Annotated in this window: 10 protein-coding genes; 4 read left to right on the top strand and 6 right to left on the bottom strand. The window is 37.7% G+C overall.

Annotated features, from left to right (window positions below):
- Positions 1 to 79: 79 nt before the first annotated feature.
- Both EO120_RS04495 and EO120_RS04490 read left to right on the top strand, forming a co-directional pair.
- Positions 80 to 721 carry a phosphatase PAP2 family protein gene (locus EO120_RS04495; protein WP_127134289.1) on the top strand — a complete coding sequence of 214 codons (642 nt, stop codon included), beginning with the start codon at positions 80 to 82 and terminating at the stop codon, positions 719 to 721.
- Positions 722 to 787: 66 nt separating this feature from the next.
- Entirely contained in the window at positions 788 to 2,401 is a 1,614-nt protein-coding gene (locus tag EO120_RS04490) for an ArnT family glycosyltransferase (protein ID WP_127134288.1), read from the top strand.
- A 114-nt stretch (positions 2,402 to 2,515) separates the two neighbouring features.
- On the opposite strand, the gene EO120_RS04485 is transcribed toward EO120_RS04490, so the two are convergent.
- The 6 genes from EO120_RS04485 to EO120_RS04460 all read right to left on the bottom strand — a co-directional run bounded on the left by EO120_RS04485 (position 2,516) and on the right by EO120_RS04460 (position 9,399).
- Positions 2,516 to 4,156: an ArnT family glycosyltransferase gene (locus EO120_RS04485; protein ID WP_127134287.1), complete on the bottom strand. Its 1,641-nt coding sequence runs from the start codon at positions 4,154 to 4,156 to the stop codon at positions 2,516 to 2,518.
- A 16-nt stretch (positions 4,157 to 4,172) separates the two neighbouring features.
- Positions 4,173 to 4,760 (bottom strand): DedA family protein, encoded by a 588-nt coding sequence (locus EO120_RS04480; RefSeq protein ID WP_127134286.1) that lies wholly within the window; start codon positions 4,758 to 4,760, stop codon positions 4,173 to 4,175.
- A 157-nt stretch (positions 4,761 to 4,917) separates the two neighbouring features.
- Positions 4,918 to 5,664: a BUD32 family EKC/KEOPS complex subunit gene (locus tag EO120_RS04475; RefSeq protein WP_127134285.1), complete on the bottom strand. Its 747-nt coding sequence runs from the start codon at positions 5,662 to 5,664 to the stop codon at positions 4,918 to 4,920.
- 177 nt (positions 5,665 to 5,841) lie between these two features.
- Positions 5,842 to 6,717 carry a CoB--CoM heterodisulfide reductase iron-sulfur subunit B family protein gene (locus EO120_RS04470; RefSeq protein WP_127134284.1) on the bottom strand — a complete coding sequence of 292 codons (876 nt, stop codon included), beginning with the start codon at positions 6,715 to 6,717 and terminating at the stop codon, positions 5,842 to 5,844.
- Complete coding sequence (locus tag EO120_RS04465) at positions 6,717 to 7,679, bottom strand: succinate dehydrogenase/fumarate reductase iron-sulfur subunit (protein ID WP_127134283.1); 963 nt, start codon at positions 7,677 to 7,679, stop codon at positions 6,717 to 6,719. Before EO120_RS04465 ends, EO120_RS04470 begins: the two co-directional genes overlap by 1 nt.
- A gap of 1 nt (position 7,680) precedes the next feature.
- Positions 7,681 to 9,399 carry an FAD-binding protein gene (locus tag EO120_RS04460; RefSeq protein WP_127134282.1) on the bottom strand — a complete coding sequence of 573 codons (1,719 nt, stop codon included), beginning with the start codon at positions 9,397 to 9,399 and terminating at the stop codon, positions 7,681 to 7,683.
- A 799-nt stretch (positions 9,400 to 10,198) separates the two neighbouring features.
- Between EO120_RS04460 and EO120_RS04455 the strand changes: the two genes are divergently transcribed.
- Positions 10,199 to 10,873, top strand: a complete 675-nt coding sequence (locus EO120_RS04455) for a response regulator transcription factor (protein WP_127134281.1) — start codon at positions 10,199 to 10,201, stop codon at positions 10,871 to 10,873.
- Positions 10,851 to 12,254, top strand: a complete 1,404-nt coding sequence (locus EO120_RS04450; protein WP_127134280.1) for a sensor histidine kinase — start codon at positions 10,851 to 10,853, stop codon at positions 12,252 to 12,254. Before EO120_RS04455 ends, EO120_RS04450 begins: the two co-directional genes overlap by 23 nt.
- Positions 12,255 to 12,290 lie beyond the last annotated feature (36 nt).

Genomic DNA, 12,290 nt, shown 5'->3' with positions numbered 1-12,290 from the left:
CGCCAATTGTCATAAGGCTGTAATAATTTCGTAATTTTTCACCTCTATACTATACTCAACATCAACAAAGGAGAACAATATGAATTACGAATTATTTACACTTATAAATAATATGGCCTTACAAAATCACACATTAGACCAAACCATGATTGCCATCAGCCAATATATGCCGATCATCATGAGTGCGTATCTTATATTACTCATTACATGGAGCTTTATCTACGAAGATCGTAGCCTATTAAAAAATGCTATATCTGTCATCAGCCTATTAGGTATCACATTAGGCGTCAATTATGGATTGGAACACCTTATCTATATGCCTCGCCCATTTGTGGAACATACGGTACACCTCGTTATTCCACATAGTGCAACATCTAGTTTCCCTAGCACTCACGCTATGGCGACTATGGCTATTGCCCTCGGTGTGCATCACTACTACAAACGCATTGGTTCAGTATTCATTGCCTTATCAATACTTACTGGTTTATCTCGCATCTATTTAGGTCATCATTATCCCTTCGATGTAATTGGCGGTTTCACTATCACCTATTTACTTTACATACTATTCAATACATATATTAAGAGATTACTCATGAATATGTTATCCCACACAAAACACAGTATAAAAGCATTATTTCTAAAATTATATCACGGTATTAAACTAATCGAGTTATCTCAACAACCGATATCTGTACAGCAATCATATACACAAGGTCATTAGTAAGTCCATATAAGTCAATATATTCAATATGTCATAACACAGGCAAAATAACGAGGAGATACTATTATGTTTTATAAGAGCAACCACGAAGAATGTAATCCACCTAATTGGCAACAAAGGATAAAAAATACATTAAAAAACCTAACAAAAAGTGCATACTCATATGACCCATTTTTAGTGGTGCTCTTAATTTGTACCACTATATTATATCTATTTGGTAATGGTAATTTAGCTATCACAGACCCAGTAGAATCAAACTATGCACTAACAGCTAAAGAAATGGTCTTATCTGGTGATTATATATCACCACGCATTTTCGACCATTACTGGTATGATAAACCGATTTTCTTTTATTTAGAACTCGTAGCCGCCTTTAAATTATTTGGTTTTACCGACTTCGCAGCGAGATTCTTTCCCTCCCTATTCGGCGTAGCCAATGTATATTTAATATATAATTTTACAAAACGCATTATGAATCGCCAAATTGCACGCATTGCGGCAATGATGATGTCCATTTCCGCAGAGGCTTGGCTATTTTCTAAAGCAGCTATTACAGACTCTACATTAGTCTTCTTTTTTGCTAATACATTGATTTATTTCTATTTAGGTTATGAACGCCGTAAAACCACAGGTTCTAGCGGGCTTTACTATTACGGTGCCTATGTGTGCGCCGCATTCAGCGTACTCACGAAAGGCCCTGTCGGTTTCCTATTGCCCGGTCTAATCATCCTAGTCTTTCTCGCAGTTCGCAAGGATATAAAAGAACTACTCCATTTGCATCTCATATCTGGTCTACTCATAATTAGCAGTCTCGGCGGTAGTTGGTATATCTACATGTATCTCGTCCATGGTGATGCTTTCATCACAACATTCTTGGGGGTACACAACTGGCTACGTGCCACTGTATCAGAGCACCCACGCGATAATGTATGGTACTATTATCTCATGATCAATGCGGTTGCCCTGATTCCTTGGACACCAATGATTCTTGTGAAAGCTTTCAAGAAAATCAAATCTACATTAGCCCAAAATCAAAACACCTCATTATTAACGCTGCCACGGCTGAGACAAAATATCCAATCATTAACCTCTTCACAAGCAAATCCAAGTACCCAATTTTTAGCAATATGGGCTATGGTAGTAATTTTATTCTTCCAAGCAATGGCAACGAAGTATACAACCTACACATTCCCAGCACTAATACCTATGATAATGCTCTGTGCCTACTGGTGGCGTAATAACGAAACTATAGTTCGTAAAGTTTCTATAGGTACCGGCATTGTATACATAATTTTAACACTCTGTATTGCCATACCAATAACACATAAACAATCTGATGTGTATACAGCAAAATATTTAACACGCTACACGCAAGATAACAATACAGTCGTTGTAGATGGTCGTAAAAAATACCATGTATCCACTACCTTTTATAGTGCCAAGACTGTTAACAAACTAGATATGTCAGATAAAAATACAAGTTTCGATCCAAACAATCCACCTTTGAGTTGGGATGTAAAAAAAATGATGCCTATTATTCATATATCACAACTCCCTGAAGATAAAAAAATTCTCCTCATTACAGATACAAATCAATTCCCTGCAAAACTATCTCGTCTAAACTGGCATTTAACACATCAAGGACCAGAGGGAGATATTTATGTAAGTAATAAAAAGTAGAACAATCTTACAAGTAAAACACCCGCTCATGTTAGATATAACTAACATAAGCGGGTGTTTATTTTTATAACAAAATCGTGGACATGTGTCACCGATGATATATCTTATATCAACTTATAATTCTTCGATATAAGCTTTCCGTTTATTTAAAATATAAATTTCAGATTTTCCTACTTCACTATATTCACTTACATATGGGGCAATCAAAGATTCCATAAAATGCTGTTTTTCACCTTTTGGAACGACAAGCATCACTTGCTTACCCGCTGCTAGGGTATTGATAAAATCCTGTTCAGATACTTGATCCATAAGATATTTTTTAGCCCATTCAGCGCTACGTTGTTTCAGCTTATCCCGATCAGACCAACGAGATTGATCACCATTAATTTTGATAACCTTATGACCTGTATAATAAACTACCGATGTACTATATCCTTCATAGTAATATACACCGCCATCATAGTTACCAACAACGCTTGCAATATCTATGGAGCTACGTTGTCTAATAAGAGGTGCTAACCCTTCTACAAGGACAACTGAAGAAATAAGCATAGTGCCAATAACGATAAAACTAAGTAATCGATAGCGTCTACGAGTCCACCATGCCCACAACATCCCCGCGATTGAGATGCCAGCAAAGACATAGAGCAATCCATAATAGCCCCAATTAACAACGAAGGATCCCCCTACAAAAGCCAACCACAGTAATAGTGTAGGCCCTATAATAACCCATGCCACATACCGCGGACGGCCAGGCCGTAAGGCTTTCAAAGAACCCATCGTTGCAATAACACTAAAAGGAATTAAGCTAATAAAAGTGTACAATGGATATTTCGTGGCCATCAATGTATAAAACACTACAGTGCCAAGGCCCCAACACATATTATACACATAACCTTGGTGCTTCGCTTTGAAACCAGCAATCATACCGTAAATAACAGCCCCTGTCCACGGTAATGATGCACCTAGGAATATGGCGATATAATACCACCACACATTATCACTAGGATGTTCAGACTGGGTTGCACGGGTAATATTGTGCAAACCCAAAAATCCATCGATAAAATCCTGTCCATGAACAGCATACATGTAGCCGTACCAAGGTAATACAACTATGAGAAAAGCACAAATCCCACGCCAGTCTAACAATCTCAAAAGCATCGTTTTGGATCGATAAATAGCAGCGTAAATGAGCAAAATCAAACCTGGTAATACCAATGCTACAGGGCCTTTGGTGAGTACTCCAAGACCTGAGAAGATATAAGCTACCACCATCGCCTTCGGGGAATTTTTTACAAGACCCTTATAAGCATAGGCCATAACCATCAAAGTAGTATAGAGTAGCACCATATCAGTAATAATGCCATGTGCTACAACCCAGAACATCAAAGATGTACCGAGGATAGACGAACCAACTAGACCCACTAACCAACGACCACTCATGGAGCGCAACAATTGGAATAAAGTCGCCACTGACAAAGCACCCAACATAGCACTTGGCATGCGTGCAACCCAATCGGCAAACCCAACTATTTTAAATCCCAATGCAATAAGCCAATAAATCATAATCGGCTTATCATACCAATATGTCCCATAAATCTGTGGCGATAACCAATCACCAGACAGCACCATTTCCTTGGCCGTTAAAGCATAATTGGATTCCACCGGATCTGTAATAGGCAGTACATTATTGCCTATCATAAAAAAGACTAGCCAAACAATAAACAATATAGGGGTTATACGAGATAATTTCATAACCAACTCCTTGGAATTAACGGCGTTTGCGGTAATATTTAATGCCAAATACAATAGCAATAATCGCAAATACCACAACCATAGCAATTAATAGTTCATGATTGTATTGAATTAAATCTTGCCAACGATCCCCTAGAACTTTACCAAGATAGACTAGTAAAATCGTCCAAGGTATGGTTCCCAACACAGTCCAAATGATGAAGTGCCACATAGGATACCGCGCCATTCCAGCTGGAAAAGAAATAAAAGTGCGCACACCAGGTAACAATCGACCTACAAAAACAGCAGTGCCGCCCCATTTATTAAAAAGCTTTTCTGCTAATTCAAATTTATGTTCATTAAAAAATATGTATTTACCATATTTTAACAACAATGGGCGCCCGCCATATTCCCCCATCCAATAGGACAAAATAGACCCTACAATGCCTGCTACAGTGCCTACAATAATAGTCACATTCATATCGAATACACCTTGTGCCACGAGGTATCCCGCAAAACCAAGCACGATTTCACTAGGAATTGGTATATTCGCATTTTCTAGAACCATGGCAATAAACATGGCCGCATAGCCATATGTTTCCATAAAGGTAATAATATAGTCCACTTAATTTACTCCAATTTCTTATTAACTCGCTACCTCTAAGGTAGTTTATATCTGTTTTGAAAGCATATGTCTTGCAAAGGCACAACACACATAAAGGCAAAACTCAACATGATACGCACTATTATATCTATAATACTATCCCTTATATTTTACCACATTATTCAGTTTTAAGCCCTAACACAAAATCATAAGCCTTTACAGCAGCCTCAGTATCAACAAAATGGAATGGTTCTAAAAGGCGACAGAGTGAAAATAGATAATCATATTTACAAAGAACCTCTTTTACATGGAGCATCGTATGACGAGCTGTATGAGCTGTGTTGTATCCATCAAGAGCCACCTGAAGATAATCAAGAGGTAAATCGCCTTCTCTAATATAGCTATGGATAAAGAGCAAGAGATCCCAGCCAGATGGAGTAAACGCAGACCACCTGCGATTATTCTCCCAATCAAGAAACGTAACTTGGTCAATATCTGGATTATATACTATATCTCTCAATGCAGGACGACCATGAGCAATGCCATAGTCATGTAATTGCCCCAAAGATTTACCAAATACATAAAAGATATGTTTTACCAGCTCTCTTATTGTCGAATCGTCATGATGCTCTTTTGGTAAATGACTATAATAGGTGAGATTCTGGCCACAATCTAATGTTACAAAATAATGTTCACGGAATCCGATAATTTTAGGTGCCAATGGCAATCGGGTACGAACGTAATTCATTTTATAAAATTCATAATCAAAAGCAGCCCGTGGAGATGGTTTAATCCATGTAGATCTATGATTACTGATATCTTGTTTTATAAAATACCTATCACCTTGAAAGTCAATAGCAAACACACGACGAGCTTTTTCATGTTCAATTCTGGTATCTATATATTGTAATAATTGTTCTACCATAGCCCCTCCATAACAACCTACTAACTTTCACATTATATACCAAACATTACAAAATAAATACCCCCTCCAATATAGGAGAGGGTATTTACGGTAATTATGATAATAGGTTTGGATTTAGACTAATACAAGAAACTTCTGCGACGAATTTACATACGTTAAAAGTCTAAATCAAACGAATTAACCAACAAATTTAGTAACTGCTGCTGTGTCAGTTAAGTGGCGTTTAGGCATACCCATTTCTTCTGGAGTGATACCCAAAGCTAAACCAACTAATTGAGACATATGCAAGATTGGCATGTCTTTATCTGCACCTACTACTGCTTTTGCTTCTTTTTGGAACATATCCAATTGCATTTGGCAAAGTGGGCAAGGAGTCACTACGCAATCAGCGCCTTCTGTAGCTGCATCTTTGTTGATAGAACCAGTCATTTGCATTACAGAATCATGTGCAGGATATACAGCATGGAAACCACAGCAATCGAGTTTACGGGAGAAGTCGATTGGTGTAGCGCCGATAGCAGAAATCAAATCTGCTAAAGATGTAGGCATTTGATAATCTTCAAACCCCATTTCAGTTTGAGGACGAAGAATATGACAACCATAATATTCAGCTACACGCAAACCAGTTAATGGTTTTACAACTTTTGCTTTCAATTTGTCCAAACCGTAATCGCGGATAAGAACCCATAAGAAATGAGTAATATCAGTAGTACCGCGGTATTGTTTACCGATTTGAGCCAATTTTTTGTTCACTTCTTCTTTTTCTTTTTCGTTGCTATCTAATTCATTTTTAGCTTCACGAAGCATTAAAGTACAAGTGTTACATACAGTTAAAAGGTTAAGACCTTTTTCTTCTGCTAAAGCGATATTACGAGCATTAGTAGCTAATGTGATTTCAGGAGCAATATCTTGAACGTGGGACGCACCGCAGCAAGTCCAACCATCAAGCTCTTCTAATTCGATGCCCAATTTTTTAGCTACTGCAACAGTTGCTAAGTAGTCTTCTTTGGCAGCGCTTTCAAGAACGCAACCAGGGAAAAATGCGTATTTCATTATTTGTTTACCTCCTCAGCTGCTTTCATAAGTCGGCGAACACCGTCGATACCATTTACTGGTTTTTGAGGTACGATGAGTTCAAATGGGTCGATTTTGCTGTGTTTCCACAAACGTAATGCATAGAATGCTTGTTTAGCGGAATCCACGATACCATCGGATTTCAAACTCATAGAAACTTCTTTCAAGCGACCAGTTTTGTAAAGGTCTTCTTTGAAAGCCACTGCGTGACGAACACCTTTGCTGTTAGTAAGACCAGCTTTAGTAGCTTCTTTACGCAAGTTGGAAATATCTTGAGCAGGTTTTAAGTGTTTTGGACAACGAGAGATACAGTTCATACAATGAACGCATTTCCAAAGTCCATTATCAAATGCAGGTTGAATGTGCGCCATAGGTGCGTCATCACGGCTATCCAATACAAAACGGTTAGCTTTTGTAAACACATATGGTTCCAAGAAATCATCTTGTTTTGCTGTCAATTTATTACATTCAGATGCACAGCAACCGCAAAGGATACATTCTGTACCAGCAACGAATTTTTTGAAGTCTGCTGGAGTTTGACGAACGAGTTTGTCGCCTTCATTGAATTCAGATTTAAGGAAAATCCAAGGAGCCACTGTTTTGAGGCGATCCACTTTGGATTCCCAATCTACAACTAAGTCACGAAGAACTTTGAAGTTACCAATTGGAGCAATAGTCAATTCATCTGTACCATAACGTTCAGTTAATTCGTCGATTTTAGCTTCGCAACCAAGCATAGCTTCCCCATTAACACGGATGGAGCAAGCACCGCAAACTGCGGAACGGCAAGCTGCCAAGAATGTTAATGTTGGATCTTGAGTATCTTTGATTTTTTGAAGACCCCAAAGGATTGTACGGTCAGCTTCATAGTCGAATTTGAAAGTTTGTACAAACGCGCGACCATTTTGGTAACGGTGGATATGATAGGTGATTTGTCTCATCTTAGTACTTCCTTTCTTGTGGTTCGTATTTAGTGAACACTACATCGCGTTCGGATAATTCATATTCGCCATCTGCGTTCAAGCTGATCAAAGAGTGTTTTAAATATCTTTCATCATTACGTTTAGGGAAATCTTCACGAACGTGAGCGCCACGAGATTCGCGACGGTGTAAAGCGCCCATTGCAATAGCTTTTGCTACAGTCAACATGGAGCCGATTTCACAATAGTTTACGAAAGCCATGTTATAAGTACGATCAGGGTCACCTACATAACAAGTTTTATATTCTTCAATCAATTGATTGATTTCTGTTAATGCTTCAGTAATACCTTCTTCATTACGGAAGATACCTACTTTGTTCCACATTGCATTAGCCAATGCATCGCGGATTTCTACTACAGGACGACCACCTTCGCGAGTCGTTACTTCAACGAATTTGTCTTCCCATTCTTTTGCTTTTGCAGCCAATTCTGCATCCACATTTGGTTGTTCATTAGTCTCAGCATAGTCTGCTGCGCCAGCACCAGATACTTTACCAAATACTACGCCGTCAGCAAGGGAGTTACCACCCAAGCGGTTAGCACCGTGGATGGAGATACAGGAAGCTTCGCCAGATGCGAATAAACCTGGTAATGCAGTAGCACAAGTTTTGTAATCTACTACGTCGATACCACCCATGATATAGTGACATGTAGGACGGATAGGTACTGGTTGAGTCAATGGATCGCAGTGCTCGAAGCATAATGCCAAGTCACGGATACCATGAAGTTTTTCGATGATAACTTCTGGGCCTAAGTGACGAAGGTCAGCTACTACATATGCGTTAAGACCAGAACCGAAACCACGACCTGCAGCGATTTCATCTTCGATAGCTTTCGCTACAACGTCACGGGATGCCAATTCCATTTTATTTGGCGCATATTTTTTCATGAAACGTTCGCCTTCAGCGTTAAGAAGATAACCACCTTCACCACGAACCGCTTCAGACATCAAGATACCTGTACGACCAAGACCAGTTGGATGGAATTGAATCATTTCCATATCTTTTAATGCAGAACCTGCACGGAATGCAACTGCCATACCATCGCCTGTAGAAAGGAATGGGTTTGTTGTACGAGTCCAGAACACACGACCAGCACCACCTGTGGAAAGGATGATAGCTTTCGCTTTAATTTGTTCTACACGACCTTCTTTCATGTTCCATACTACAGCACCGCCTACACGACCATCTGCAGATTTAACAAGATCTAAAAGGTACCACTCTTGTAAGAAGTTTACGCCTTCTTTCAAGCATTGTTCGTAAGTAGTGTGCAAAATAACGTGACCAGTTTTATCCGCAGAGTAGCAAGTACGTGGATAAGATTGACCACCAAAGTTACGTTGCGCAATTTTATTTTCTTCAGTACGAGAGAATGGAGCACCCATGTGGTCCATTTCAAGTACGCCTTCTGGACAACGAGAGCAGAAGAATTCGATAGCATCTTGGTCACCAAGATAGTCAGAACCTTTTACTGTATCGAATGTATGTGTTTCGATAGTATCTTCTGGTGCTACATTGTTCAAGCACGCGTTAACACCACCTTGTGCCATTGCTGTTGCTGAACGGGTTGGGAAAATTTTAGTAATAAGTGCTACTTTTAAGCCTTTGCGACGACCAACTTCTAAAGCCGCACGCATACCAGCGCCACCGCTACCTACTACTAGAACATCAAACTGTTCCATATTGACCTCCTCATAACTACCTATAATAAGAAAATTTCTTAGACTATCTAGATTCAAAAACCTTATAAAAATTTTTGATAACCTAATCATTTTTCCTTAAAGAAAAACCTCACATTTGTGGGATTTTTCTATAGCTTTACATATAATTATAGATAGCATTTCACCGTATGTCTAAATCTTATTATGCATAATTAATTTTAATGGTTTTAATTGATATTCTCTATCAATACATATTTTGCTTGATAAATTGCAAACAATTGAATTAGAAACTAATGTAATTCTATTTACTTTTATGTATATCCTTTATAGCTGTTCGCTTCCGAATTTTTTCCCAATTCTCAATCTTACTAATATCCGATAAATATGCATATTATCTGATTGTTCTCTATTTCTATCTCTATGAATACTCATCAAAACTTTTAAATTCCTACTAAAAACACCTCGATTTTAAAAGAAAATTTTACATCAAAACCTCTCGATTTCAGTATGGTTTTATTTTTTGATAAATATTATCATATTTTTTTTTGTGATTTCTTTTACAACATCTAAATTTCGTAATTTGCTGCTTATCTATGCATATACAGCAATCTTCGATATAGTTATAATGTTCATTTTTTACTCATTACATTTGTATAAGGTATGACAATAAATAGATTTAGTTATATAATATATATAGTTAGTAATCATATGATTACTAACTAATTGTTTTATGCGAAAGTTTTCATGGAGAGACGCATATTATAGTTATTATATATGTGATTGAAAACTAATTATAATTGTACATAAGGAGAATGAATATATGAAAATTTTATTAGTAGAAGACGAGGAAATGCTGAACGGTATTACCGCCAAGTACTTGAGAGCTGAAAACATGACTGTAGATACATGTTTCAACGGTCAGCAAGCTATCGACTACGTTAATACATCTAGTTATGACGTTATTATTATGGATATTATGATGCCTGTATTAGACGGTATTAGTGCATTAGCACAAATGCGTAACGAAGGTCATACTACACCAGTATTATTGTTAACTGCCAAAGATTCCTTACAAGATAAGGTAACCGGTCTTAACACGGGGGCTGACGATTATTTGGTAAAACCATTTGATCTCGAAGAATTAACCGCACGCATTTATGCCTTAGCACGCCGTAATGCACGCCACGCTCAAAATGATATCACCGTTGGTCCTTTGACTATTAACGTGCCACAACGTACGGTAAAACGCGATGGAGAAACGATTACACTAACAGCTAAGGAATTCGATTTACTCTACTTTTTAGCAAGCAATGAAAATATCGTATTATCTCGTCAACAAATTCTCGATCATGTATGGGAATACGATTATGAAAGCTATTCTAATCTCATCGACGTATATATCAAAGAGCTTCGCAAGAAAGTCGACACCGATGAGCATGTGAAACTCATTCAAACTGTTCGCGGAGTAGGTTATGTCCTCAAAACAGAAATCTAATCAAAAGGACCATGACCTCAATTCTATGTCGGGTGCTCTTGCCCATTTATGGAATCGCATCCCACTGACGTTCAAAATTATGTTGTGGTACTCACTGTTCTTGTGCACTCTGCTGATTTCTATGTCTATTTTCTATTATAATTACATAGGCGCTGTAGACGCGATAGAAATTCGAGACCGTTTACAACAGCAAACGTTAATGATGTCTACCGATATTCGAAAGTTTAAACCATATGAAGATGGTATCTTCTATCTAGTTTACACAGAAGATGGTATGATTACCAAAGGCTATGCACCAGATGGTTTTCCTAATCGATCTACCATTTCACTAGGTCGAGTCGGTGAAATTGAGTCGAATGGTTTAACGTTCTACTATTATGATGTGCCTATTAATGCCCCCAATTACCGCGGATATTTAAGAGCTATTGCAAGTCAAAAAATTACCGCCAAAAAAGGGAAGACAATTTATGCATTACTATTAGGCAATATTATTGCACTAGTAGTATCATCTCTTGGTGGTTATTTATTCATTAAACAAGGCTTAAAACCTTTGCGAAAACTAACACATACAGCTAAAGTCATCGGTAAAAACAACGACTTAAGCCGTCGTATCGAACTACCAGAAATCGCAAAAGATGAGGTGTACGAATTAACAACAACCTTTAACCGCATGTTATCTGGATTAGAGGATTCATCCAATCGAGAAAAACAGTTTAGTTCTGACGTTTCTCATGAATTGCGTACACCAATTTCTGTTATCCAAGCAGAAAGCGAATATGGCATAAAATACGCAAAAACCTTAGATGAAATGCGTGAAGGAATGACCCACATTCTCGAACAAGCTAAATTTATGTCTTCCCTAGTTTCACAATTACTAGATGTAGCCAGACTAGAAAATAATTACGAAATAAATGCATCCTCAGTCAATATAACATCTATGCTAAACAATATTGTTTATGATTACACACGGCTTTGTGCAGAGAAAAATATCACTATTAATGCATCCATAGCGGAGGACTTAACCATTACAGGCCATGAAATTTCATTACGCCGAACAATAACAAATCTCATCGATAATGCCATCAAATTTACAAAGTCAACTATAACAATTACGGCAAAACGTAATAATTATTATCTAGTAATAGAAGTAACAGACAATGGTATTGGCATAGAAGAGGAAAATCTAACACAAATCTTCCACCGAATGTATCAAACAGAACAGTCCAGAAACAAAAAATCTAATCATGGCATTGGCTTAGGTTTATATTTCGTAGATAAAGTAGTTCGTTTGCATCACGGCACAATTATAGCCAAAAGCGAACCAAATGTATTTACTACTTTCACCATTACATTACCATTAACAAATCAAGCTTTACAATAATCACCCAAAAGCGTATATCAAATACAAAATGTGTGA

This window comes from Veillonella caviae (assembly GCF_003992125.1).
Taxonomy (GTDB): Bacteria; Bacillota; Negativicutes; order Veillonellales; family Veillonellaceae; genus Veillonella; species Veillonella caviae.
Note: the sequence above shows the minus strand (reverse complement) of the source record. Positions and strands in the feature narration are given on the sequence as shown.

Excerpts from the sequence above, each read along its gene's own strand:
- EO120_RS04465 (WP_127134283.1), bottom strand. The coding sequence starts at position 7,679 with ATGAGACAAATCACCTATCATATCCACCGTTACCAAAATGGTCGCGCG.
- EO120_RS04455 (WP_127134281.1), top strand. The coding sequence starts at position 10,199 with ATGAAAATTTTATTAGTAGAAGACGAGGAAATGCTGAACGGTATTACC.
- EO120_RS04470 (WP_127134284.1), bottom strand. The coding sequence starts at position 6,717 with ATGAAATACGCATTTTTCCCTGGTTGCGTTCTTGAAAGCGCTGCCAAA.
- EO120_RS04495 (WP_127134289.1), top strand. The coding sequence starts at position 80 with ATGAATTACGAATTATTTACACTTATAAATAATATGGCCTTACAAAAT.
- EO120_RS04490 (WP_127134288.1), top strand. The coding sequence starts at position 788 with ATGTTTTATAAGAGCAACCACGAAGAATGTAATCCACCTAATTGGCAA.
- EO120_RS04450 (WP_127134280.1), top strand. The coding sequence starts at position 10,851 with ATGTCCTCAAAACAGAAATCTAATCAAAAGGACCATGACCTCAATTCT.
- EO120_RS04460 (WP_127134282.1), bottom strand. The coding sequence starts at position 9,399 with ATGGAACAGTTTGATGTTCTAGTAGTAGGTAGCGGTGGCGCTGGTATG.
- EO120_RS04475 (WP_127134285.1), bottom strand. The coding sequence starts at position 5,664 with ATGGTAGAACAATTATTACAATATATAGATACCAGAATTGAACATGAA.
- EO120_RS04485 (WP_127134287.1), bottom strand. The coding sequence starts at position 4,156 with ATGAAATTATCTCGTATAACCCCTATATTGTTTATTGTTTGGCTAGTC.